A 22,429-nucleotide genomic window follows, 5' to 3' on the forward strand; every position below is an offset into this window, starting at 1 on the left:
GCTCCGTGGTGGTTGCGGATTGCCGGGACGTGCCGATTGTCAACTGCTCGGCTCCGGGTCAGCGGATCTGGGCTAGGCGAAGCAATTGGTCGGCGAAATCCTCGTCGGTTACCGGAGTCAGGGTCAGCTCGTGTGAGGTGGTGAGCAGGTAGCGTCCGTCACCGGTGAAATCGAGCCAGCTGCGGTGCCGGGTGGGCGGCGACATCGGGTTTTCCGGTTCCACGGTCACGGTGATGAAGCCGCGACCGTCCACCGGTTTTCGCAGGATCTGGCGGAACCGGGCGGCGCGGCGATGGCCGTTGGTCGCGCTGTCGCCTTCGTCGGAGTTCAGGACCGCGTCCTGCGGCTCCCGCATGGGCGCCAGCTTGCCCGGCTCGGCCGATCCGATGATCTCGACCAGATGTTTGCCGAGGCTGCGGACGTGGCACATGCGCACCGTCACCTTGTCGATATCGGCGATCAGAATGCCCGCGTGGTTGTGCACCACCGCGGCGAAAACGAGGATCCGCTTGGCGCCCGACTCACCGGAAACGGTGATGGTGGTGGCATCGGAGCGGGCGCACAGCATGAGCGCGGCCGCCAGATCGGCATCGGCCTGGCGGGCGAAGCGCTGGGGTAGTCGCAGTGCGGTGTATTCGGATTCGGTGCGGACCGTGGCGGCGGGTGCCAGGTTGACCGGGTAGGGGCGGCGGTCCAGGTTCGTTTCGTTCTCCCAGACATGCGTGAATTCGTCCGGGGTGAATACCCATTTCACCGTGCGCCCCCGCTGGCATTCGGCCGCGCGATCTGTGGGCCGTCGGGCGGCGGGGTGAATCGGGGGACACGGTCGCCGGATGCGGGCATGATCGGGGTGTAGACATAGGTCATCGTGTCCTGGACATCGGCCTGCGCCGTAGCAGCGGCCATGTCGTGGTCCATCCTGCGTTGTCCGCCGTGGATCGTTTCGGCGGCCGGATCTTCCAGAGCACGATACTGCGGCGGCGGCGGAATCGCCGCTCGGATGGCCTGTGCCGCATCGGAATTGAGCTCCATCAGGCGCTGTACCGCGCGGCAGACATCATGCGCCTCGGTACCGGCGCGGACGAAATCGCGGGTGGCGCGGAGCGCGGCATCGGCGGAACGACCCGACCAGTGCGCGAATTCGCGATTGGTGGCATCGGAGAAGGCCTGGAATGCCTCGGCGACCACGGTGGCATCGGCGCGCCAGGCATCGGCGACCCGGCCGAGAGCCGCCGGATCGATGACCTCGTGCACCAGATCCCAGATCTCCTGGTGCGTATAGGCGCCGAACAGTTCGCGCTCGGGTGCGTACGGGGGATCGGTTCCGCCGCTCGCCGATCCGGCGGAGGCGGCGACGGCGCGCTGCTGGACCCGGATGGCGTCGGCGGCTGCCCTGGTGACGGAATCGGCCATGGGTCAGTGGTTTCCGTCGGTCTGTTCGCCGCGCGGCGACTCCAGGTAATCGGTGATCAATTGCAGGGCGGCACGATTCGCGGCCTCGGCATCCTCGAAACGCTTTCCCGCGGCCAGATAGGCGGCCTTGTACAGCAGGGCCGTTTCCTGGAATGCGGTGACGGTGTCGAGGAATTGAGTGCCCTTGTCGCCGAAGCCTTTTGCCAGTCCGTGGCCCGTCGGCAGGTCGGGAAAACCGGATACCTCGGTGACGAGATGTCCGGTGGCCGTTGCCTTTTGCAGATCCTCGACGAGCTTGTCGCATGCGGCGGCGAGGTTTTCGGCGACATCCTCGGCCAATTCGAAGGGTTCCCCGCCGCTGGTTCCGGTGGCGGCGGCATACAACTGCCTGGCCATCCGCTGACCGGTATCCGGTACCGCCATCTGGGTCGCCCCCTCACGTTCGGTCCGCCCACCGCTTGCGGGCACTTTACCGTTCGGTACCGACCGGTGTAACCCGCTTGTGCTCGTCCCTCAGCGTCGCACCCGTGTGATGTGGCGCACGACAAAGTGGATCCCTAGAGCGGGCGGGTGGCGCTGATGTATTGCAGGAGGCGGTGGACCTGTTGACCTATATCGATCAGTCCCGCTTCGGCGAAGAGCTTCGGGAAGGTCTCGTCGTCGAAGACGCGCAGTCCACTCCAGCCGCCGACGACCCGGCTCGCGCGGCCGAACGGGTTGTCGGCGCGGTGACTGGTGGTGATGGCGATGCGGCCGCCGGGGGCGAGGACGCGGATCATTTCGCGGGTCGCCGCGATCGGATCGGGGATCAGATAGAGCGCGCCGAAGCAGCAGACGGCGTCGAAGGTGCCGTCCGCGAAGGGCAGGGTGCGCGCGTCGCCACGGAGGTAGCCGACGCGCGGACCCGCATTATCGGTGACGGCTCGGGCCAGCATCGGCTCGGAGTAGTCCAGACCGATGGCGAAGCCGTCCCCGTCGAGAGCATTGCTCAGATAGCGAGTGAAGTTGCCTGGACCGCAAGCGATATCGAGCACCTTCTTGGACCCGTCGAGACGCAGCGTGGTGACGGCGTCGCGACGGTCGGCGGCTGTGCTGCGGCCGCTGGCCAGATAGAACAACGCAGGCCGCCAGGCCTTTTCGTAGATCGCGGCGAGAGCGGGGGCGTTCATGGTGCGTCGAGCGAGGTTCACCGCACCGCCCTCGGGTCCGCAGACGGCGATTTCATCCGAGCTCCTCGGTTTGTCCCCGACTACGTGCGCTCGACCTCGATAGTCATGCCTGCGGCGCGCAACCGGTCGGTGAGCGCGTCGCCCATCGCGGCCGCAGGGGTGAGAATGCCAGCCAATCCGGGCTGCTTCGCGCCGTCGAATGCCAGGCACAGTCCGGCCTGTCCGAGCATGACGGCGGTGGCCTGGTAGCCGGGATCACCGGTGCCGGAGAAGGTCGCCACGTATTTCGCGCCCGAGGAGGTGCGCGCGTAGGTCTTCATGCTGAACCAGCCACTGGTGCGCGCCTGTTCGCTCGGTCCGGTGCCCGGCTTGGGCACGATCCGGTCGAGCAGCTTGCGTCCCACCGCGACTCGCGACAGCACCGCACCGGCCGCCATCGTCGCCACGATGCCGCCCGCCATACCGGCGGCCACCAGCGGCGCCGCGGCCGATTTGCCCGCGTTCATCACCTCGCGGTAGCGGAAGTTCTTGCCGTAGACCCAACCGAGCAGGCCATTGGTGCGGCGCACGATCTTGGTGTTGTGCGCGGCCATGACGAACGTGCCGACCCACCCGTCCAGGCTGGGGTCGATGCTGCTCGCGCGCTGCAGCGCCTGATCGGTCTGACGGCCGACATTCGGTTCCATCGACTTGTCCGGGCTGAGCGAATAGGGGTGGCTCATCACCGAACCCTTGGCCGGATCGGCCGCGATGGCCTCCATCATGGCCCGGCCCGAGTCGATGGTGCCACCGCTGACCCCGCCCTTCAGCGACGCGATCAGGGTGGTGTCCTCGAGCTCGCCGGTATTGTCCGCGACGGTGCGCTTGTACAGCTGGTACACACTCAGATCCGACGGAATCGAGTCGTAGCCACAGGAATTCACGATCTTCGCGCCGGTCTGCACCGCCTGCTCGTCGTACCGGTCGATCGCGTCCCGGATGAACAGCGGCTCACCGGTGAGGTCGGCGTAGTGGGTCCCGGCCTTCGCGCACGCGGCCACCAGCGGGATGCCATAGCGCAGGTACGGGCCGACGGTGGTCACCACAACCGTGGTCCGCGCCGCGAGTGCGTCGAGTGCGGCCTGGTCGGTCGAATCGGCAACTACCAGACCCCAATTCGCGGCGGCCGGGCCGAGTTCGTCACGGACCGTTGTCAATTTGTCGAGCGAGCGTCCCGCCAGTGCGATGCGCGCCTCGGCGGGCGCCGTGCCGAGCAGATATTCCGCGGTGAGCTTGCCGACGAAACCCGTTGCGCCGAACAGCACTAGGTCGAATTCTCGGTTGTCTGCCATGATCTTCCGTTCGATAGCTGCTGTGGTGAATTACTTGGTACCGGAACCGCGCGTGGTCGGTTTCTTCGCCCGTGCCCGCGGCTTCTTGGTCGGCGTCGGTTTGCGCTCGATCAACCACTCCCGATGCGCCTTACCCAAATCGGTGACCGGCGCCTCGTCGTAGAGCCATTCGCGGGAAATCTTGTGCCAGTTCGCGGTGCATTCGAGCTGACCGAGCATGCCGAAGGTGAGGAAGTCGGCACGCCGCGAGAACAGGTGCTCAGGCGGCAGATTCTGTTGCTTCATCCCGGTGAATTCACTGGCTCGCGGATCCACCGCGAGCAGAAACGCACCGCTGGCCAGTTCCGGGGTAATGGTCAGCTCCTCGTCGAGCAGACACCATTCCGAGGCCGCGAGCACGTATTCCAGGCATTCCTCGGCGCCGATCTCATCGGGCGAGTCGATGACGCCGCGCTCGATCATCAACTGCCGCAGGTCTTCTGCCCGATCCTCGGCCGCTGCGCGCAGGCAGATCGTCTCGAACCGCACATGTTCGGGATCCATCCGGTTGAACAGACCGAAATCGAGGAAGCCGATCCGGCCGTCGTTGGCCAGCAACACATTTCCCGGATGCGGGTCACCACAGAATTCGTTGAAGCTGAACAGCGAACCGACATAGAAGCGATAGATGATCTCGCCGATCCGATTGCGCTCGGCCGCGGGCAACTGCCGGATCTCCTCGAATCCCTTGCCCGCCACATATTCACTGACCAGCACCCGCGTCGTACTGAGTTCGGGCAGTGAGCGCGGCACCATGATGAACGGATGTCCGGCGTAGAGATCGGCGATCTGGAGCTGGGTATCGGCCTCGGCGTGATAGTCGAGTTCGCTCTCCATATTCAGCCGCAGCTCGTCGAGTACGGCGGGCGTCACCCACGGCATCGCCGATTGCAGTACCCGCCGGAACATGGCCAGATTCTTGAGATCCGCGCGCACCGCCGCATCGATACCCGGGTACTGCACCTTCACCGCGACCTGACGTCCGTCGTTCAGCCGCCCCAGATACACCTGCCCGATCGAGGCCGCGGCGATCGGCTCGGGCTGGAATTCGGCGAATACCGCGTCCAGCGGCTGCCCGAAGTCCTCCTCGATCACCTGCCGCATCGACTCGAACGACACCGTGGGCGCGGCATTGCGCAGCACGGCGAGTCGTTTCTGGAAGCGTTCGCGATGGCTCTCGGGCACCAGATCGAGATCGAGCACCGACATCATCTGGCCGAGCTTCATGGCCACGCCCTTCATGGTCCCGAGGACCGTGACCACCTGCTCGGTGGTGCGGATCATGGACTCCTCGGCCATCTTCGCGCGCACGGCCGCCGACCGGCCCCGCATGGATAGGCGTGTGCGCTGGGTTCGGATAACCGAACTGGCTGCCACCGCTCCCAGCTTGGTGCCACGAGCAAGCCGAGAAGTCGGCACTTGCTTCGCCATCGAGGTACCTCCATTGGTGCCAGCGGTCGGAGCGACGGGCGCGCAGGCGGCAGCTTGCGTAACCACGTAGCGACCCGCGCAGACCGCCATCGGCGGGAGTGCGCGGGGCGGTGACGTGGGACACCCGCGTACCGCTCGGCTTCAGAGTAGCCAAACTCGCGGCAATGTCGAGACCGCCGTCACTATTTCAGCTAGCGCCCCAGCTAGCGGCCTGTTAGCGCGCGAAGTCGAGCGATTGATCAGTTGGCGATCACGAGCTAGCGCTCAGGCGCCTGTCTGCGGCGGGTCCGGCAGGATGTGCGGCTGGGCGTTGAAGATCGCCCGGGAGCCGCCCGCGCGCGCCATGCCCTCGATGGCGCTCCAGGCCATCATGGTCAGGTAGTCGATGACTTCTTCGCGCGACATCGCCTTATCCGTGGTCCACCAGTGCGTTGCCAACTGGATGCCGCCGACGAGCACATACGACCACAGCAGCGCGCCCTCGGTCCGGAAGCCGTGCTCGGCGCCGCGATCGATGATGACCGTGGTGACGACGTCGGCGAAGAGCTTCTCGAATTCGGCGAGCGAGGACTGATCGGTCGAGCCGTTGCCCATGATGAACCGGTAGACCTCGGGGTCCTCGTCGACCGTGCCGACGTAAGCGGCCAGGGCCGAACGCACCAGGTGGTATTCGTCCGCGTCGAGGCTGATCGCCTCGTACACCCGCGGCATCAGCGTGGTCTCGATGAACCGCTGCATGGTCGCGTGGACCAGGTCGTTCTTATCCGAGAAGTAGCGGTAGAGCACGGTCTTGGAGACACCGATCTCCGCGGCGATCTCGTCCATGCCCGCATTGCTGCCGCGCGTGCGAATAGCCGCGAGGGTGCCATCGACCAGCTCTTCGCGGCGGTCGATCTTGTGCTGCCGCCATCGGCGCTTGCGTCCGTCCGTCCGGCCGGTGCGCACCGCCGCCGGTCGTTCGGCAAGCTCGCCGACATCGACAAGGTCATCGGTGGACAGCGTGAGCTCCCTCGTTTGTATGGGTTCGTGGACCACCAGCTTAGGTCCAGGCAACGACCGACATGCGCGTTTGGGTGTTGGTTGCGACAGGTTGCACACAATCGGGCCATTCGGCGTCGGTTGCGTGTCGCTTGCGATCGGCTCGGAGGTCGGTCGGCGACACACAGCAGAATGGGTGTCATGGAGAAAGCTCCCGGCAACACGGCGGCGCGAGCGACGGGCCCGGAGGCGGTAGCGGAGCGTAACCACGAAGGGCCCCGCGAACGCCGCCAATTCAATACAGCGGTGCTGGATGCGTCGACGTCCGCACCACCGACCAGTTTCGCGGCCTTCGTCGACGAGGCGGGCAAGCGCCGCGATCTGTTCAAGATGAAGGCCCTGGCCACCGGGTTGTTGGCGTTCGCGACGGCGGTCTATCTGTTCTGCCGCTGGCTGGAATCGCGCGGGGCGGGCGATGATTGGGTCGGTTACCTGCGGGCCGCGTCCGAGGCGGGCATGGTCGGCGCACTCGCCGACTGGTTCGCCGTGACCGCGCTGTTCCGTCATCCGCTCGGCCTGCCGATCCCGCACACCGCGATCATCAGGAAGAAGAAGGATCAGCTCGGCGCCAGTCTCGGCGCCTTCGTCGGCTCGAATTTCCTTGCCCCGGACGTGGTCTCGGCGAAGGTGAATTCGGCGCAGGTTTCCTGGCGGGTGGGGCGCTGGATGGCCGACCCCGGACATGCGGGCCGGGTGGCCCAGGAGAGTTCGACCATTCTGCGCGCGGTGGTCGGAGTGCTGCGGGACGAGGATGTCGAGCAGGTCATCGACAACACCATCGTCAAGCGGATCGCCGAGCCGCTGTGGGGTCCGCCGATCGGCCGGGTGCTCGCCGAACTGCTCGCCGACAATCGGCAGTTGCCGCTGCTCGACATGCTTGCCGAGCGTGCGCACCAGTGGGCGCTCGGTTCGCAGGAAACGATCGACCGGATCGTTTTGCGGGATGCGCCGCAATGGGCTCCGAAATTCGTAAACATTCTGCTTTCAGAACGGATCTATCGGGAACTCGTCGAGTTCACCTGGAAGGTGCGGTCGAATCCGGAACACGAGGTGCGGCTCGCGGCGAATCGGTTCCTCGAGGAATTCGCCTACGATCTCCAGCACGATGACGCCATGATCAAAAAGGCCGAGCGGATCAAGGCGCAGATCATGGGTCGCGAGGAGATCACCGGCATGGCCGAGGCGACCTGGCGCGCGGCCAAGCGGCTGATCCTGGAATCGGCCGACGATCCGAACTCCACGCTGCGGCGCAAGGTCGCCGAGAATGTCCAGCAACTCGGGGAGCGGCTGCGCGACGATGCCGAGATGCGCGCCAAAGTCGACGATTGGATCGATCGCGGCGCGCGGTATCTGGTGGAAAACTATGCGGAGGAGATCACCACTCTGGTCACCGACACGGTTGCCAGGTGGGATGCCGAGGAAGCTAGCAAGAAGATCGAATTGCAGGTTGGGCGTGATCTGCAATTCATTCGCATCAATGGCACGGTCGTAGGCTCGCTGGCAGGGCTGATGATCTACACGATTTCGCATTTGATGTTCGGCGGCTGAGCAGAGCGCGCTGAATGTTTGCTGGAGTGGTGCTTACAGCGTGCTTGCAATAGCTAGCACCCTGCTTTAGAATTGGAAACGTACAACCGCCAGAAGGTGAGTGATGGCAGACCAGCCCGAAGGTTCCGCCGAGTACACCGACGATTCGCAGGAGAGATCCAGCGGCGTCGGCGAAAAGGCGGCGCGTGTGGCCAACGCGGCACACGACATCGGAGGTTTCATCAGGGCACAGCGAGAAGCCGCGCAGGTCTCGTTGCGTCAGCTCGCCACCCTGGCGGGAGTGAGCAATCCGTATCTCAGTCAGATCGAGCGCGGATTGCGTAATCCGTCCGCCGAAGTACTCGCGCAGATCGCCAAGGCACTGCGGGTCTCTTCGGAGGTGTTGTACGTCCGGGCTGGCTATCTCGAGCAGCGGCCGCACAGTCCGGTCCGGGATGCCCTGCTTGCCGATACGTCGATCAGCGAACGGCAGAAGCAGGTGCTGCTGGACATCTATGAATCGTTTCGCCGGGAAAACGGAGGAAGCGAACCAGGGGGGAACGAGTGGGACAGCGACGTTCCGAGCACATCACCAACTCCGCCACGCCAGGAGAGCGAAGAATGACCGAAAACGCAAACATCAAGCCACTGTTCGCAACCGTCGGTGCCGGTGACGCCGTGTACGCCGCGGTTGTCGACGCGGTCACCCAGGTGCGTGAGCGCGCCGCCTCCACCGATGTCAGCGGTCGCGTGGAAGAGGCCCGCGAGCGCTTCGCCAACGTGCCCGCCGATGTCCGGGCCCAGTTCGAGACGCTGCGCGAGCGGCTGTCCGGCCTGCCCTCGGAGTTGCCGGAGGACCTCGCCGAGCTGCGCGAGAAGTTCACCCCGGAGGAGCTGAAGGCGCTCGCCGAGAAGTACTACACCCAGGTCCTCGATCTGTACGCGGATCTGGCCGTGCGCGGCGAGGAAACCGTCGAGCGGCTGCGCGCCAACCACTTGGTCGAGGATCAGATCGAGCGCGTCGAGACGCTGTACAAGGATGCGGCCAGCCGAGCCGAGGATGCGCTCGCCAAGGTCAACGAGCTGATCGGCCGCCCGGCCAAGGAAGCAGAAGAGGCCGAGGTCGAGCCGGTCGTCGAAGCGGAGGTCCTCGAGGTGACCACCGAGACCGAGCCCGTCGCCGACGGCGTCGCCCCGAAGAAGGCCCCGGCCAAGAAGGCGCCCGCCGCCAAGAAGGCTCCGGCCAAGAAGGCGGCCCCCAAGAAGGAGGCCTGACACCCTCGCCTTCTCCACGCTGACGACCCCGCACACCGACGTGTGCGGGGTCGTTGCTTCTATGATGGGCTGGTGGACACAGCGCACGGATTGGCCAGCTGGATCTTGTACGGGCTGCGGCTCTTGGCGCTCGGCGCGACGATTTTCGCGCTCATCCACGCCATCCGCCAGCGCCCCGACGCCTTCACCGCGGTCGACAAGCTGACCAAACCGATCTGGATCGCCATCCTCGGCGCGGCGTTGCTGTTCCTGTTGCTCTCGCTGAGCGTCACGAGTCTGCTTGCGCTGGTGTCGATTATCGCGACCGGCGTGTACCTGGCCGATGTGCGGCCGAAGGTGGATGAGATCCAGCGCGGGCCGCGCTGGTAGTGACTACTCGCCGGAACGAATGATCTCTTCGATATTGCGCTCGGCCAGCGCGCTGATCGTCAACGACGGGTTCACTGTTCCGCTGCTGCCGGGTACCGCCGCGCCGTCCATCACGTACAGGCCTCGATAGCCGCGCACCCGACCGTACGGGTCCGTCGCGCGTCCGATCACCGCGCCGCCCAATGGATGTGAGGTGAACGAGGCATCCGCCTCCAAGGCTGGTTGGGCGTTGGACGGGCAGTTGCAGGTCGCCTTGTTGTTGACTTCCCGCGCGTGCGCCAGGTAGCCGGCGGCACCGTCGGGTGGCCACTGCAGGTTCACGCTCCCGTCGGCCGGGTTGTAGACGAACCGGCCGCGGGTGTCGTCGAGGACTATGCCCAACGACGCGACAATGCCGACGTCGAAGGGCGTGGTGCCGGGGACGAACCAGTTCTCCAGCGATACGGGTGCCTCCGTCTCGTCCAGAACTCGGCTCGCGGACGGCGTGCCCTGCGTACCTATCTCGAGCGAGCTGGCGGGCCGCGCCAATGCGACATCGCCGTTGCCGCCCCAGCCTTCGCCGATGTGCTCGTTCAGATTCGGTAGCGCGCCCGTCGCCCGCGCGCGCACCAGCAGTTCGGAGGTGCCGACCGAGCCCGCGGCGAGGAACAGCTTGTCGCAGGTCAGCGTGCGGATGCGGAGCACCTCGCCGGTAGGTGCGAGTTTGGTCACGGCGACGGTATAGCGCCCCGACTCCTCGCCGATGGCGTCCACACGATGGCCGGGATAGATCTGGGCACGGCCGGTGTCCTCGGCATAACGCAGGTAGTTCTGGTTGAGATCGAATTTCGCGCCGTTGGAATTGCCGAGGTTCGAACAGCCGACCGTGGCCGACGGCGTCGATCGTCCGGTCAGCTCGTCGCGGATGACGTCCCAATTCCAGCTGCCGTCGATGCGCTGCGGTGTATAGCCAGCCGCGCGGAACTGTTCGTCCCAGCCCCGTGCGTGGGTGAACGCGAAAGAGTCGTAGATGTCGTTCGGTATCGGGCTCAGCCGCAACGTGTTTCGGACCCTGGGGTAGTAGACGTCGTGCATCTCGCGGTAGTCGACCACGCCCTGGAAGACGTGGTCGAAGAACCGCTGTTCCGGCTCGATCATCACCCCGGTGAACACCACCGAGCCACCGCCCACACACGCACCGCGCCATACGTCCATGCCCGGGTAACTGGAAACGTCGAGAACTCCGCCGAACGGATCGATCTGCACCGTGAGCCTGTTCGCGCCGGTAAAGGTCGTGCGATGCCAGAAGCCGCGACCATCCGGAACCGTGTCGTTGGCGAAGATATTGCGCCACGGATCGTTCGGCCAGCGCGACCCTCGCTCGAGCACCGCGACCTGGGTCCCGGCCTGCGCGAGACGCAGCGCGGTGATCGACGCCCCGAACCCTGATCCGATGACGATGGCGGGCATGTGATCCGCCGGATCCGGCAGCGGCGCGAAGATTTCCGGCACCAGCGTGCGGTACACCGGTGATTTCGGGCTCGGACTGTAATCGTCGGCCCACGCCGCACACGTGCTTCCACTCGCAAGACCCAGCATCGTCGCCAGGCCAGCGCCCTTGACGAAACAGCGCCTGTCCATGGTGCCTCTCACCTGATCCGAAGGTCGCTCCATCAGCGCCGATAGCGACGCTGCGCCGATAGCGGCTATCTATCATATGGAAAGGAGGAGTGGGAGGTGACGAGATCTTGATACGCGTATGGATCCGGTGGCTGATGATGCATGGCCTGCCACGGTTCTACCTGCTGTGGGCGGCGCGTCGGGGCGATCCCCTTGGACAGATCGCGGTCGGTGCCGATCGTCTGCTCGGCTCGTCGCCGTACATCGAGGAGATCCGGCAGCGGGGCCGGATACCCAGGATTTCGGGTTTGCGCGTGACCGCGGATTACGAACTGTGCCGACTCATCCTGCGAGACCGTCGCTTCAGCGTGGTCAGGCCCAACCATCCGGCCCTGCCGAAGCCGATCCGCTGGGTGATGACCAAAACGGATCCGGGGCTGCCCAACCTCGCGGAACCGCCCTCGATGCTGGTGACCGATCCGCCGGACCACACCCGCTACCGTCGCCTGGTCGGGCAGGCATTCACTCCGAAGGCGATCGCCAAACTGCGTGAGCGGGTTGTCGAAGTGACCGATGACCTGCTCGAACGCCTGGAATCGAAGCCGCGGCCGGATCTGATCGTCGACTTTTCCGCACAGTTGCCGGTCGCGATCATCGCCGAGATTCTCGGGCTGCCCGCCCACATGCATTCGACCTTGCTGAAGTGGGGAGATTCCGGTGCGCCGCTGCTCGAACGAGGCCTGAGCTGGAGCACTTACCGCCATGCCATAGAAGACCTGGCCGAGGTGCGGCGGTACTTCGATCAACACCTCGACGGGCTCACCGCCGAACCGGCGGACGACGTGCTCAGCATGCTGGTGAAAGGTGGCGAGCTCTCCCGCCGCGAGCAGATGGCCAATGCGGCGCTACTGCTGGACGCCGGATTCTTGACGACGGTGAATATGCTCGGCAACGGAATCGCCCTGCTGACAAGCCATCCGGACCAGCTGGAACTGCTGGCGGCGCAGCCGGAGCTGTGGCCACGTGCGGTCGAGGAAGTCTTGCGTTACGACGGTCCGGTGCGGATGACGGGCCGAGTCACGAACTGCGAGGTCGACCTCGCCGATCAGCGCGTCGAATCCGGTTCCCTGGTCCTGCTGTCGCTGGCGGGCGCCAACTACGACCCCGCCGTCTTTCCTGAGCCCGAACGATTCGATGTGACCAGGGCCAACGCCGCGGATCATCTCGCGTTCGGCAGCGGGGTACACGGCTGCTTGGGCGCCACGCTGGCTCGATTGGAGGGCTCGATCGCGCTGCGGGCCTTGTTCGAGCGGTACCCGGATCTGGCCTTGGACGGTCCGCCGATCCCGCATCCCCTGCGCAATCTGCACGCCTATCGCTCCATGCCCGTCAAGCTGCGTGGCTGAGCTGGTTCGGCTGCGGTTGGGGAATGGCGTGGTGGGTATCGAGGGCTAGCTGTCTGCGTGCGCTGGTCGCCATCGACGCGACGGGCCTGCGTGCCTGTTGCTGGATTTTCGGTCGACTTTGTGCGATCCGATAGGTGACCGGAGGCGCGATTCGGCGGCGGTTCGGCAGCGTTCACAGCGGTGGTCTGTGCTGTTGACGGCTGGTTTCGACCTTTCGGCGACTGGCTGGTTCGAGCTTGCTTTGGGATCGTTCACAAACGGAGATGGGGAGAAGTTGGGATAACTTTTGTACTGCTTGCTCTAGCTAGCACGGCGGTTTGCGATTAGTGTATCGGAGAGTTACACAAAGGAGTGTCCGATGCGTGCAATGCCGCCTGCACTGGTGGACGTCCCTGGTCGGGTCCGGGGTTTGCTTCACACACACCGCGCCGATCTGCGGTCGCGTACCTATGCGACCCCGGCGCTGAATCCGCCGACCGCGCCCCACGAGGTCGTTCCGGTCGTCACCCGCGATGGTGCGCGTTTGCGTGTACACGTCTACGGATCGGCCCATGCGCAGACGATCGTGCTGGTACACGGCTGGACCTGCGCCATCGAATACTGGAATGCGCAGATCAACGAGTTCGCCGATCGGTACCGCGTAGTCGTCTACGACGTGCGTGGTCATGGCGAGAGCGAACTCGGCTCCAGCCGTCTGACCACCGATCTGCTCGCCGACGATCTGGCCACGGTGCTCGACGCCACACTGCGCCCGGGCGAGCGGGCGGTCGTGGTCGGCCACAGCCTCGGCGGCATGACCCTGCAGGCCTGGGCCGGACGCTATCCGGACCGCGTCGCGAAGCAGGCATGCGCGGTGCTGTTGACCAACACGGCGCCGGGTCGACTGATCGCCGAGACGACTGTCCTGCCGTTCTTCAATGCACCACTCCCATTGCTCAACCGGCGAATTCAGCTGCCGCACAAGATAGGCCGCCTAGGCCTCGGCTCCCCGCTCGTCTTCCCGCCGCTCGCCCCGGTGAAGTGGGCCTTCACCCGGCAGATCATGAGCCTGCGCTCCACCGGCGACGTGGTCGACTACAGCCTCGCTGTCGTCCGCTCCTGCCCCGCCCGCGTCCGTGCGAAATTCGGAATCCTGCTCGCGGAACTGGATCTCGGCGAATCGGCACGCAACCTCGTCGTACCGACCACCATCCTGGCGGGCGAGTTCGACGATATGACGCCGCCGGTGCACGCGGAGCGAATCGCCGAAATGCTCAGGGAGACAGGCAGTCTGGTCAAGTACGAGGTGCTCCCGCAGGGCCATCTGGGAAATACCGAGATGTACGAGCGGTTCAACGAGGAACTGGAGTTCGTCCTCGACTCGGTACGTCAGCCCGCCAAAGCAGCGGGGTAGGCACCTAGGAGAAGACCACGGTTCGGCGGCCGTGAACCAGCACTCGGCCCTCGAGATGCCAGCGCAGCCCCCGCGCCAGCACCACTCGTTCGATGTCGCGACCCTGGCGGACCATATCGCGGACCTCGTCGGCGTGATCGATACGGATGACGTCCTGTTCGATGATCGGGCCCGCGTCGAGTTCGGCGGTGACGTAGTGGCAGGTCGCGCCGATCAGTTTGACGCCGCGGGCGAAGGCCTGATGGTAGGGCCGAGCGCCGACGAACGACGGCAGGAAGCTGTGGTGGATATTGATCGCCTTGCCCGCCCAGTGCTCGCACAGTTCGGCGGGGAGCACCTGCATGAAGCGGGCCAGGACGACGGCGTGCGGATCGTGCGCATCGACCAGGGCGCGCACCTCCTCGAAGGCCGGGCCGCGTTCGGCCGGATCCTTCGGGAACGGCACATGGTGGAACTTCACGCCGTGCGCCTCGGTCATCCCGGCGAGGTCCGGGTGATTGCCGATCACCGCTTCGATGGTGGCGGGCAGTTCACCGCTCGCGGCGCGTCCGAGCAGGTCGTGCAGGCAATGGCCGTCCTTGCTTACCAGTAGTACGGCCCGGCGACGCTCACCGGAGTCGAGCAGCTGCCACTCGGTCTCCGTGCCGAAGTCGGCCGCGACCCCGGCGAACCGGTCGCGCAGTTCCGCGATACCGAACGGCACCGTCGCGGCCTTGATCGCCTGACGGGTGAAGAACCAGCCGATATCCGGGTCGGAGTGGTAGCCCGCCTCCACGATGGACCCCCCGAACTCGGCGATGAAGGAGGTGATCCTGGCAATGATGCCGGGACGGTCCGGGCACCCGAGGGTGAGCACGAAACGTCGGTCGTCCAGGACAGGTGGAGCGGAACTCATGCGCTAATCCTCCCAGGTCGACAATGTGCACCTGCGGCACCCTGCCCCGGGCAGGTGTTGAGCGAAGGTGGCGGGAAAGCCGACAATGGAAAAGTGACGCGGGTGAAGTTCGTACGACAGCTCGATGGGCTGACGTACGAATTCGCCCGCGACGGCTGGGCCCACGGCTACCCCTCCTACAAGCGAATCGATCATGACCTCTGGTGCCGCCGCCTCCCGGACTTCGGCTGGTCGATCTGCACCGATTCCGGCGAAGTCCTGAGCCGCCCCTTCGACGACCCAGGCCAAGGCCCCCTCCCACCCGAAGGCGCCTGGGTCTCCCGCAAACACGAACGCTCCTACGTCTACGACATGCACCACCACCCCTGACCCGCCGAGAATGTATTCCTGGAGCGCCAGGCTCCTGGCTCCTGGACCAGCCCGGACTACGATTCGTAAAACGGCTCCGCGTAACGGAATTCGCCGGTGATCTGCGAGTCGTACGCCGACAACGCCCGCACTTGGAAGTGGGAAACCCAGGCCGGTTCATCCGGCGTGATGCCGAGACGGGCGGCGGGGGTGAAGCCGAATTGGGGGTAGTAGTCGATGCTTCCGGCTAGGCCGACGAGGGGTTCGTCGAGGGCGTCGGCCGCGCCGAGGACGGCGTGCATCATCGCCGCGCCGACACCATTGCCCTGATGTTCGGCCAGGACGCCGATCGGGCCGAGGGCGAGCACCGGGAACGGGCCGACGCCCGCGCGGGTGAGACAGACGTGGCCGATGACGGTGTCGTATTCGACCGCGACCATCGAGAGGGTGGGGATCCAGCCGGAATCGCTGCGCAGCCGGGTGACGAGGTCGACCTCGGGTGGGTCCGCCGCGCTGTCGTCGGTGAATTCGGCCGTCCCCCGGTCGTTATCGGTATTCGCGTACTGCGGTCCGAAGGCGCTGCGGTGGACGGCCGCGATCGCGGCGGCATCGTCGGCGCGTTCGCGACGGATCAGCACGGTGTCGTCTCCTCCTGAACGAATGGGGCCATCCGCAACTGCGCAACAGTCGGCTGGGCAGTCGCAAAGCGATGTCCGTAGCTCCACCGACAGTATCGAGTGTGCGCGATGTGTCGCCAGGCGCGCAATGGAATTCGCCACCGGTATGCCAGACTCTCACCCTGTGGCAAATTCCGCGTCGCTGACCAGGGCCGAAGTGGCCGCCATGATCGATCACACGCTGCTGGCGCCGGAGGCGACGGCCGCGGAGGTGAACGCTTTGGTCACGGAGGCACGCGAACTCGGCGTGTACGCGATCTGCGTGTCGCCGTCTATGTTGCCGATTCGAGCCTCCGGCGTGGTGGTCGCGGCGGTCGCCGGATTCCCTTCCGGGAAGCACCATTCGCTCGTCAAGGGCGCCGAGGCGCGCCTCGCGGTCGAACAGGGCGCGGCCGAGGTCGATATGGTGATCGATGTCGGAGCCGCGCGCGCAGGCGATTACGGCGCGGTGCTGTCCGACATCGTGACGGTGCGCGAGGCAATGGGGGATCGCGCGGTGCTCAAGGTGATCATCGAATCGGCGGCGCTGTCCGATGCCGCGATCGTCGAGGTCTGCCGCGCCGCCCAACGTGCCGGGGCCGATTTCGTGAAGACCTCCACAGGATTTCACCCGTCCGGTGGTGCCAGCGTGCACGCCGTCCAGCTCATGGCCGAGACCGTCGGCGGACGTCTCGGTGTGAAGGCCAGCGGCGGTATCCGCACCTCCGAAGCCGCCGCGGAGCTGATCGCCGCGGGCGCGACCCGTCTCGGACTTTCGAAATCCCGTGCGGTGCTGGAGGGATTCCCCGCCTGATCCCGAGCCCGACAATCAGGGCTGTGGATTCGATAACCTGGCTATGGAAATGCCTACCTGGATAGCCATTTCGCCCCGGAAACTCTCAGGTCCGGCACAACGCGCGCGGACCTGAGAGCCGGATCAGCAGCTGACGCTGCCGCTGCTGTCCTGCGCGGCGGGCAGTTCGGTCCGCCCACCCGCCAGCTTCACCGCGACGCCGTTATCGGTGACCTTGACCTCGGTGGCCTTCAGGCCCAGCGGGTAGCTCTGCAGACTCTGCGTGAACACGTCGACGATGCCCGACACCAGATCGGTCGGAATCCCCATCCCGAGCAGCGCCGCCGACTTCGTCTCGACCTGCACGGTGCCGTCCTTGATCTCGGGCTTCACCTGCAACTGCGCGAGTCCGCCCAGCACATCCAGGGTCAGCATCCCGCTCGACGCGGAGGACGACACGCCGCTGACCAGGCCGCCGAGCGTTTCCCGGATGCCGTCGTTGCCCCAGGTGACATCGGCCGACGAGCTGCCGACGGTGCTGCCGCTGCCGCTATTGCTGACCTCGACATTGTTGAACCTGGCGTGCACCACCATGCCGACGGCCGGACCGAACTTGGAATCGTCGCTGTCCACCTTCACCTGATCGACCTTCCCGTCGATCCAGGTGATCAGCATGGGTTTGGCTCCGAAGCTCACATCGATCTTCGAACCCATATCCTTCTCGAATTGTGTGCTGATGCACCGTGAAACCTGGTATCGCGCGTATGCCTCCCCGCCGACCAGCACGGTAGCGAGCAGAATCGCTACCACAACGAGGGCGATCACCAGGGCGCGCCGGTTGACCTTCAGGGTGGATGGGCTCTTCGTACTCATGCGGTCGATTCTTCCCCACGTTTCTGTGCTCGCTCTGAGGGCGCTGTGAGGGGTTCGATTGTGACATGCGACACAGAGTTCGAGCGTAGCCTGGTCGACATGGCTGGCGATGCGGCGGGCCGCGCACTCGATTCCGCCGAGCACGGGTGGCGTGTGCTGCGGCGATTGGCCGGGCGCCATGCCGGGTTCTTTACTACCAGGCAGGTGCTGCGCGCCGGATGTGAGGCCCACGTTCGCGCCGGTCTCGGCGACGGCTCGGTGACGCGGGCCGGAGTCGGGCTGCTGCGGTTGGCCGATTGGCCCACCGGCCCGCTCGACGAATACGCCATGTGGGCGGCCTGGTTCGACGGGGCCGCCGCGGTATCGCATCAGAGTGCTGCGGAGTTGCACGGACTCGGTCGACTACAGCCGCGATTCCTGCACATGTCGGTCGGTGCGGGACGGCCGCCGATCACCCCGCGACTGGTGGTGCTGCGCCGCCCTTTGATACCGGCCGATCTCGAACCCGCGGGCGGATTTCTGGTGACCACGCCCGTGCGCACGGTGCTCGATCTGGCCGAGGCGGCTATCGGGCAATCCGCATTGGATGAGGTGGTGGGCGACGCGGTCGCGATCCACCGTTGCGGTATCGATGAAATCCGTTCCGCGAGTGTGCGACTTCCCCCGCGTGCGGCGGCTCGCGTGCACCGGGCCCTCACCGCCGCGTGACCGGCCCGGTGAAGTCGCGAATGATCCGATTCGGCTATCAATGCATTCGATCTCCGGTTTTGCCCGGCGCGCAATCATGGCAGGGTGACTGACCATGGGGACGGTAGGTCAGGGCAGTTGGGATCTCGTCTTTCCGTCCGGAGCGCCTGAGCGCATCGGCGATATGTTCGCCACCGCCGTGGTTGCCGACGCGGTCCGCAGATATGACGGCGACCTGGCACAACAGGTCGAAACCTGCCGGGACTGGCACTGCGACTACCGCGGTGTCTTCCGCGGCCTGACCGCCCTGGCCGCGAGCTCGCCCGCGGTGTCGGTGGGGATCGCGACCGACGGGTTGCGGGCAGCGCGCCAGCTGCTGCGTTTCGTGACCGGGCACACGATCGCGCCGCTGCACAGCGTCGACGTCGATGCGATAGCCACACCCGACGGACTCCGGACCGACCGGATCGACGGGACCGCGAAACCCGCGCCCCGACTCGAAATTCCGTTCCGCGGTGCGCTATTGGCCGAGGAGGCGCTGTGGCAGCAGCTCACCGACTGGCGTCGCCGCGGCATTGTCGAGCCCGCGTTCGCGGCGGCAGTGGAGCGGGTGATCGATCATCCGGAGTGGTTGTCGCTGCCCGGTTTCCGGGTGATCGTCACCGGGGCGGCGGCCGAACTCGCCCCGCTGCGGCCGCTACTGCGATGGGGTGCCGACGTTCTCGCGATAGACCTGCCCGGGCCGGAGCGGTGGCGCGAGATCTCGGATATCGCGAAGGCGGGAGCGGGACGACTGCGCTATCCCGTCACGGTCGGACCCGGTGCGGATATAACCAGGCAGTTCCCGGCGTTGGTGCATTGGATTCGCGCGCAGTTCGACCACGACGCCCGCCCGGTATTCGGCCTGTATGCGAATGGTCCCGGACCGCAAGGGGTTCGACTGGCCGCTGCGCTGGATGTCCTCGTCGAGGATCTGCTCGAGCACCGCGATGACGCGGCCATCGCATACCTCGGTTCGCCGACCGACTGCTATGCCGTGCCCGAGGACGTCATCGCCGACGCCCACGCCCGCCTGCGCGAGCGCGGTGCCGGGCCGCGGGTGTTGCGCGTGCTCACCGCATCGGCCATGTACCGGCCCAACTACCGCACCACGAATCCGGACCACCTCGGCGCGACCTGGAGCGTCGCCGATGCACTGCTGCCGGTCCAAGGCCCGAATCACGCACTGGCCCAACGCCTCCTGCGCTGGCGCACCGTCCTCGCGCACACCGCGGGCCGCACGGTCTCATCCGCCGTCGCACCACCCGCCAGGACGAAATCCCTCCGCACCCAGCGCTCCCTCGCCGCCACCTACCGCGGCGCCCGCCACTTCGGCATCGAGGTCTTCGACCCCGACACCGCCCGAACCCTGCTGGCAGCCAAGCTCGTCGCCGACCTCTTCGCCCCACCCGAAACACCGGCCGAAACCAACCCCGAGGGCATATTCGTGGCAGGCGCGGCCCACGGCGGTCTCTGGCGCCAGCCCTACGAGCCGACCTCGATCCTTCCGATCGCCGCCCTCATCGGCCACTTCCGTGCGTTTTTCGGCCGCCCCTGAAGCCCACGACGGATCGCCGGAATACCAGCCCCCCGCACAGGGACCCGCAGCGCGCGAAAGCTGGGCCGATCAGCGGATCGGGATCAGTGCGCCAGCGCCAGCACGCCGCAGCTGCCCGTCCGGCGCGAAACAGCCGAAAGGCCCTCCGGGTGCACGTTTCGCGCGGACAGACGGTCCGGCGAGCGCCACGATCAGGATCAGGTGGCAGCCACGGCGGCATAGCCCGAGAAGCTCGGCCCTCAGTACCATCTGATCGACCCGGTGCGACTCAGGTTCGGTTGGGTGCAACGGTGGACCACGGCACCGAAAGCACGCAGTCGCGCATGCGGCGGCGATAGGTGCGCACCGGGAAACCCTCCTGGCGCAAGTACTCCGCCGCCGCGCGCCAGCGCACTCGGGGGCCGAAGGGGGCGAGCGGGGCGGCACGGGCCCATGCGCGATCAGCGGCCGCCAAAAGCGCGTGGATCGGCTCGCCGGGAATGTTGCGGTGGATCAACACCTTCGGCAGGCGCTCGGCGATATCGGATGGACGCTCGACCGTGAACGGATCCCAGGCCAGGGTGAGTGAGCGCGGTCCGGATCGATCCAGCAGCACCCAGGCGCAGCGTCTGCCCAGCTCATCGCAGGTGCCGTCGACGAGTAATCCGTCCGGATCCATCCCGGACAGGATGGTGGCCCACGCATCCGGAACGGCGGTTTCCGGATACTGCCGCAGCACATTGAACGCGCGCACCAGCACCGGTCGCATCCCGGCCAATTCGAATCCGCCGCGCGCGAAGGTCACGCCGTCGCGGCCGGGCACCACGCGTTCCGGATCGATCTCCAGCCCGACCACCCGCGCATCCGCGCGGACCGTGCGCAGCCGGACCGCCAACTCCAGCGTGGTCCACGGACTCGCCCCGTAGCCGAGATCGACGACCAGCGGATCGGCCGCACTGCGCAGTCGACCGGTGACCAGTTCGTCGTGGATCAGCCAGCGGTCGCTGCGTCGTAATCGGTTGACACCGGTGGTGCCCCTGGTGATGGTGCCGACCGGTCTCAGCGGGTCGGGTTTTGCTCTTCCAGCCACTTCACGGTCTGCTCGGCCTCGCCGCGGAACAGGTCGACCAGGTTGACCAGCATCAGCTGTTCGAGTCGCGGGCCGACCATCGGGATGAACACCTTGGCCTCGGAGGAAAACCGCATGGTGCAGCCGGTATCGGTGGGGAACAGGCGAATGGTGCCGCCGAGGCTGCCCGGCCCGGCCGGAATCGAGGCCGAGAACTTGCCGACGGACTCGTTCTCGTCGAACGGTCCCCAGCTCTCCTTGCGGGTGATGACCATGTCCTTGCGCATGACCGCCTGCGCGATCTCCGGCAGCATGTCGCGCGGCAGGATGTGGTTGAGCACGACACTGATACCGGAATCGCTGACATCGAGGCTGACGACCTCGCTGCCCGGCGCTAATTTCGACATCTCCGCGCACCGGTCGTCCCAGTACTCCCGGGTCGACAGCGCCGCGTACAGCTCCTTGGTGGTGTGCAGCGGGAAGCGGGCTGAATAGTCCAGTCGGCGGGCCATGAGGGGTTACGTTACCGGGACCGGCTGCCGCCGCATCGCTCGGCGGTAGGTCTGGGGATTCACACAATCGCCACACCCACGCCATGCGGAATCCGCACATCGTCCGGACAGAATCGCAGTATGAACAGGACGTGGGAGGCGTGGGGCGGGGTGATCGCGGCGACGATCGCGGCACTTCCGCTCGCCGTTGTGGTCGCGTGGTGGCTGGCGCGGCGGCGGGGTTCGTGGCGCAATGCCCTGTGCGAGGTCGGCATTGTGGCCGGCACCGCGCCGTGGTTGTGGATGGTCCTCACCCCGGCGGGCGCCGGCCGTTCGGTGAATGCGGTGCCGCTGCGCGATCTGATCGATCAGCTGCGCGACGATCGAGTCGTCGAGCAGCTCGGCGGAAATCTGCTGGTATTCGCCGCGCTCGGCTTTCTGCTGCCGATGCGTTGGGCGTGGTTCGCCAACCCATGGCGGTTGCTGCTGGTCGGCGCTGTGCTATCCAGCGTCGTGGAAGTATCGCAGTTCGCACTTGGCATCGGCCGACACTCGTCTGTCGACGATGTCTTCGTCAACGCGACCGGAGCCTTGCTCGCCGGACTCGCATCGAATCGCTGGTGGCTGCCGGGCGCACCAGAGGCCCTGCCGAGGAAGCTCAGTGCTCGGCGAGCCAGTTGTTCGTGAACTCTTCCTCGTTCGCCAGCAGTTCGGTCAACCGCTCCGCGATCGCGGCCTCGATCTTCCCGCCGAACAGCGGAATCTTCACCTCGATGGTGCCCTTGGTCTCGGCCACCGAACCGGAGCCGTCGGCCGTGAGCTCGATGGTCCCGTGCACCTCGGCGGGCGCACCCTCCACGCGCGCGGTGAAGGTTGCCGAATCGCCGGTCCAGCTCTCGGTGCGCGGGATGATCAGGTCGCCGGGCCGCACCGCGGTGATCGCGGCAGGCAGCAGCTCGGCGGCGATGACCTGCACCATCTCGACCTTGACCTGGTCGCCGTCGACGGTGACCGAATCCAGCCGGGCATTATCGCCACCCACCTCGGCGAT

Annotated in this window: 25 protein-coding genes; 11 read left to right on the forward strand and 14 right to left on the reverse strand. The window is 66.2% G+C overall.

Going from position 1 to position 22,429, the window contains the following annotated elements; translation table 11 throughout:
* Window positions 1-58: 58 nt before the first annotated feature.
* From NP3_RS35130 to NP3_RS35160, 7 genes are all read right to left on the reverse strand, one after another.
* On the reverse strand, window positions 59-754 hold the full coding sequence (locus NP3_RS35130) for an ESX secretion-associated protein EspG (RefSeq protein ID WP_063046037.1): 696 nt from the start codon (window positions 752-754) through the stop codon (window positions 59-61).
* Window positions 751-1,413, reverse strand: a complete 663-nt coding sequence (locus NP3_RS35135; protein WP_063046038.1) for a hypothetical protein — start codon at window positions 1,411-1,413, stop codon at window positions 751-753. Before NP3_RS35135 ends, NP3_RS35130 begins: the two co-directional genes overlap by 4 nt.
* 3 nt (window positions 1,414-1,416) lie before the next feature.
* Window positions 1,417-1,881: a hypothetical protein gene (locus tag NP3_RS35140; RefSeq protein WP_245721236.1), complete on the reverse strand. Its 465-nt coding sequence runs from the start codon at window positions 1,879-1,881 to the stop codon at window positions 1,417-1,419.
* A gap of 89 nt (window positions 1,882-1,970) precedes the next feature.
* The gene (locus NP3_RS35145) at window positions 1,971-2,603 is read right to left on the reverse strand and encodes a class I SAM-dependent methyltransferase (protein ID WP_063046040.1); all 633 of its coding nucleotides are present in this window, start codon (window positions 2,601-2,603) and stop codon (window positions 1,971-1,973) included.
* 59 nt (window positions 2,604-2,662) lie between these two features.
* Window positions 2,663-3,916: a saccharopine dehydrogenase family protein gene (locus NP3_RS35150; protein WP_063046041.1), complete on the reverse strand. Its 1,254-nt coding sequence runs from the start codon at window positions 3,914-3,916 to the stop codon at window positions 2,663-2,665.
* A gap of 27 nt (window positions 3,917-3,943) precedes the next feature.
* Complete coding sequence (locus NP3_RS35155; protein ID WP_063046042.1) at window positions 3,944-5,383, reverse strand: ABC1 kinase family protein; 1,440 nt, start codon at window positions 5,381-5,383, stop codon at window positions 3,944-3,946.
* Window positions 5,384-5,647: 264 nt separating this feature from the next.
* Window positions 5,648-6,328, reverse strand: coding sequence for a TetR/AcrR family transcriptional regulator (locus NP3_RS35160; RefSeq protein ID WP_084509417.1), 681 nt, complete (start codon window positions 6,326-6,328; stop codon window positions 5,648-5,650).
* A gap of 234 nt (window positions 6,329-6,562) precedes the next feature.
* On the opposite strand from NP3_RS35160, the gene NP3_RS35165 reads away from it, so the two are divergent.
* The 4 genes from NP3_RS35165 to NP3_RS35180 all read left to right on the forward strand — a co-directional run bounded on the left by NP3_RS35165 (window position 6,563) and on the right by NP3_RS35180 (window position 9,592).
* Complete coding sequence (locus tag NP3_RS35165; RefSeq protein ID WP_373864804.1) at window positions 6,563-7,969, forward strand: DUF445 domain-containing protein; 1,407 nt, start codon at window positions 6,563-6,565, stop codon at window positions 7,967-7,969.
* 103 nt (window positions 7,970-8,072) lie between these two features.
* A complete protein-coding gene (locus NP3_RS35170; protein WP_063046043.1) occupies window positions 8,073-8,573 on the forward strand; it encodes a helix-turn-helix domain-containing protein in 501 nt (166 codons plus the stop codon).
* Entirely contained in the window at window positions 8,570-9,223 is a 654-nt protein-coding gene (locus tag NP3_RS35175; RefSeq protein WP_063046044.1) for a hypothetical protein, read from the forward strand. The genes NP3_RS35170 and NP3_RS35175 overlap by 4 nt, the downstream gene beginning before the upstream one ends.
* A 72-nt stretch (window positions 9,224-9,295) precedes the next feature.
* Window positions 9,296-9,592 carry a DUF2516 family protein gene (locus tag NP3_RS35180; protein ID WP_040696344.1) on the forward strand — a complete coding sequence of 99 codons (297 nt, stop codon included), beginning with the start codon at window positions 9,296-9,298 and terminating at the stop codon, window positions 9,590-9,592.
* 3 nt (window positions 9,593-9,595) lie between these two features.
* Here NP3_RS35180 and NP3_RS35185 read toward each other — a convergent pair whose 3' ends face one another.
* Window positions 9,596-11,212 carry a GMC oxidoreductase gene (locus NP3_RS35185; protein ID WP_063046057.1) on the reverse strand — a complete coding sequence of 539 codons (1,617 nt, stop codon included), beginning with the start codon at window positions 11,210-11,212 and terminating at the stop codon, window positions 9,596-9,598.
* 134 nt (window positions 11,213-11,346) lie between these two features.
* On the opposite strand from NP3_RS35185, the gene NP3_RS35190 reads away from it, so the two are divergent.
* Both NP3_RS35190 and NP3_RS35195 read left to right on the forward strand, forming a co-directional pair.
* Entirely contained in the window at window positions 11,347-12,597 is a 1,251-nt protein-coding gene (locus NP3_RS35190; protein ID WP_218024990.1) for a cytochrome P450, read from the forward strand.
* Between the two features lie 358 nt (window positions 12,598-12,955).
* Window positions 12,956-13,990 carry an alpha/beta fold hydrolase gene (locus tag NP3_RS35195; RefSeq protein WP_063046045.1) on the forward strand — a complete coding sequence of 345 codons (1,035 nt, stop codon included), beginning with the start codon at window positions 12,956-12,958 and terminating at the stop codon, window positions 13,988-13,990.
* 4 nt (window positions 13,991-13,994) lie between these two features.
* Here NP3_RS35195 and purU read toward each other — a convergent pair whose 3' ends face one another.
* The gene (gene purU, locus NP3_RS35200; RefSeq protein WP_063046046.1) at window positions 13,995-14,885 is read right to left on the reverse strand and encodes a formyltetrahydrofolate deformylase; all 891 of its coding nucleotides are present in this window, start codon (window positions 14,883-14,885) and stop codon (window positions 13,995-13,997) included.
* Window positions 14,886-14,978: 93 nt separating this feature from the next.
* On the opposite strand from purU, the gene NP3_RS35205 reads away from it, so the two are divergent.
* Window positions 14,979-15,254 (forward strand): hypothetical protein, encoded by a 276-nt coding sequence (locus NP3_RS35205; protein ID WP_063825001.1) that lies wholly within the window; start codon window positions 14,979-14,981, stop codon window positions 15,252-15,254.
* A 56-nt stretch (window positions 15,255-15,310) separates the two neighbouring features.
* On the opposite strand, the gene NP3_RS35210 is transcribed toward NP3_RS35205, so the two are convergent.
* The gene (locus NP3_RS35210; protein WP_063046048.1) at window positions 15,311-15,871 is read right to left on the reverse strand and encodes a GNAT family N-acetyltransferase; all 561 of its coding nucleotides are present in this window, start codon (window positions 15,869-15,871) and stop codon (window positions 15,311-15,313) included.
* Between the two features lie 145 nt (window positions 15,872-16,016).
* Between NP3_RS35210 and deoC the strand changes: the two genes are divergently transcribed.
* The gene (gene deoC / locus NP3_RS35215; protein WP_063046059.1) at window positions 16,017-16,703 is read left to right on the forward strand and encodes a deoxyribose-phosphate aldolase; all 687 of its coding nucleotides are present in this window, start codon (window positions 16,017-16,019) and stop codon (window positions 16,701-16,703) included.
* A 123-nt stretch (window positions 16,704-16,826) separates the two neighbouring features.
* On the opposite strand, the gene NP3_RS35220 is transcribed toward deoC, so the two are convergent.
* On the reverse strand, window positions 16,827-17,555 hold the full coding sequence (locus NP3_RS35220) for an LmeA family phospholipid-binding protein (protein WP_063046049.1): 729 nt from the start codon (window positions 17,553-17,555) through the stop codon (window positions 16,827-16,829).
* Between the two features lie 99 nt (window positions 17,556-17,654).
* Here NP3_RS35220 and NP3_RS35225 point away from each other — a divergent pair, with 99 nt between their 5' ends.
* Complete coding sequence (locus tag NP3_RS35225) at window positions 17,655-18,263, forward strand: type IV toxin-antitoxin system AbiEi family antitoxin domain-containing protein (protein WP_063046050.1); 609 nt, start codon at window positions 17,655-17,657, stop codon at window positions 18,261-18,263.
* Window positions 18,264-18,357: 94 nt separating this feature from the next.
* Window positions 18,358-19,839 carry a hypothetical protein gene (locus tag NP3_RS35230; protein WP_063825000.1) on the forward strand — a complete coding sequence of 494 codons (1,482 nt, stop codon included), beginning with the start codon at window positions 18,358-18,360 and terminating at the stop codon, window positions 19,837-19,839.
* Window positions 19,840-20,107: 268 nt separating this feature from the next.
* Here NP3_RS35230 and NP3_RS35235 read toward each other — a convergent pair whose 3' ends face one another.
* The gene (locus NP3_RS35235) at window positions 20,108-20,908 is read right to left on the reverse strand and encodes a class I SAM-dependent methyltransferase (RefSeq protein ID WP_245721238.1); all 801 of its coding nucleotides are present in this window, start codon (window positions 20,906-20,908) and stop codon (window positions 20,108-20,110) included.
* Entirely contained in the window at window positions 20,878-21,399 is a 522-nt protein-coding gene (locus NP3_RS35240) for a DUF2505 domain-containing protein (protein WP_063046052.1), read from the reverse strand. Before NP3_RS35240 ends, NP3_RS35235 begins: the two co-directional genes overlap by 31 nt.
* A gap of 120 nt (window positions 21,400-21,519) precedes the next feature.
* Here NP3_RS35240 and NP3_RS35245 point away from each other — a divergent pair, with 120 nt between their 5' ends.
* Window positions 21,520-22,065 carry a VanZ family protein gene (locus NP3_RS35245; RefSeq protein WP_063046053.1) on the forward strand — a complete coding sequence of 182 codons (546 nt, stop codon included), beginning with the start codon at window positions 21,520-21,522 and terminating at the stop codon, window positions 22,063-22,065.
* Here the strand turns inward: NP3_RS35245 and NP3_RS35250 are convergent.
* The coding region (locus NP3_RS35250) for a DUF2505 domain-containing protein (protein ID WP_063046054.1) at window positions 22,037-22,429 on the reverse strand (393 nt) is incomplete at its 5' end. The two genes, NP3_RS35245 and NP3_RS35250, sit on opposite strands and share 29 nt — an antisense overlap.

Origin of the sequence: Nocardia pseudovaccinii NBRC 100343 (genome assembly GCF_001613225.1) — a bacterium.
GTDB lineage: Bacteria > Actinomycetota > Actinomycetes > Mycobacteriales > Mycobacteriaceae > Nocardia > Nocardia pseudovaccinii.

What these genes read in the sequence shown, in the direction of transcription:
- NP3_RS35135 (WP_063046038.1), bottom strand. Translation starts at nt 1,413, where the DNA reads ATGGCCGATTCCGTCACCAGGGCAGCCGCCGACGCCATCCGGGTCCAG.
- NP3_RS35155 (WP_063046042.1), bottom strand. Translation starts at nt 5,383, where the DNA reads ATGGCGAAGCAAGTGCCGACTTCTCGGCTTGCTCGTGGCACCAAGCTG.
- NP3_RS35165 (WP_373864804.1), top strand. Translation starts at nt 6,563, where the DNA reads ATGGAGAAAGCTCCCGGCAACACGGCGGCGCGAGCGACGGGCCCGGAG.
- NP3_RS35170 (WP_063046043.1), top strand. Translation starts at nt 8,073, where the DNA reads ATGGCAGACCAGCCCGAAGGTTCCGCCGAGTACACCGACGATTCGCAG.
- NP3_RS35175 (WP_063046044.1), top strand. Translation starts at nt 8,570, where the DNA reads ATGACCGAAAACGCAAACATCAAGCCACTGTTCGCAACCGTCGGTGCC.
- NP3_RS35185 (WP_063046057.1), bottom strand. Translation starts at nt 11,212, where the DNA reads ATGGACAGGCGCTGTTTCGTCAAGGGCGCTGGCCTGGCGACGATGCTG.
- NP3_RS35190 (WP_218024990.1), top strand. Translation starts at nt 11,347, where the DNA reads ATGATGCATGGCCTGCCACGGTTCTACCTGCTGTGGGCGGCGCGTCGG.
- NP3_RS35195 (WP_063046045.1), top strand. Translation starts at nt 12,956, where the DNA reads ATGCGTGCAATGCCGCCTGCACTGGTGGACGTCCCTGGTCGGGTCCGG.
- purU (WP_063046046.1), bottom strand. Translation starts at nt 14,885, where the DNA reads ATGAGTTCCGCTCCACCTGTCCTGGACGACCGACGTTTCGTGCTCACC.
- deoC (WP_063046059.1), top strand. Translation starts at nt 16,017, where the DNA reads ATGCCAGACTCTCACCCTGTGGCAAATTCCGCGTCGCTGACCAGGGCC.
- NP3_RS35220 (WP_063046049.1), bottom strand. Translation starts at nt 17,555, where the DNA reads ATGAGTACGAAGAGCCCATCCACCCTGAAGGTCAACCGGCGCGCCCTG.
- NP3_RS35225 (WP_063046050.1), top strand. Translation starts at nt 17,655, where the DNA reads ATGGCTGGCGATGCGGCGGGCCGCGCACTCGATTCCGCCGAGCACGGG.
- NP3_RS35230 (WP_063825000.1), top strand. Translation starts at nt 18,358, where the DNA reads ATGGGGACGGTAGGTCAGGGCAGTTGGGATCTCGTCTTTCCGTCCGGA.
- NP3_RS35240 (WP_063046052.1), bottom strand. Translation starts at nt 21,399, where the DNA reads ATGGCCCGCCGACTGGACTATTCAGCCCGCTTCCCGCTGCACACCACC.
- NP3_RS35245 (WP_063046053.1), top strand. Translation starts at nt 21,520, where the DNA reads ATGAACAGGACGTGGGAGGCGTGGGGCGGGGTGATCGCGGCGACGATC.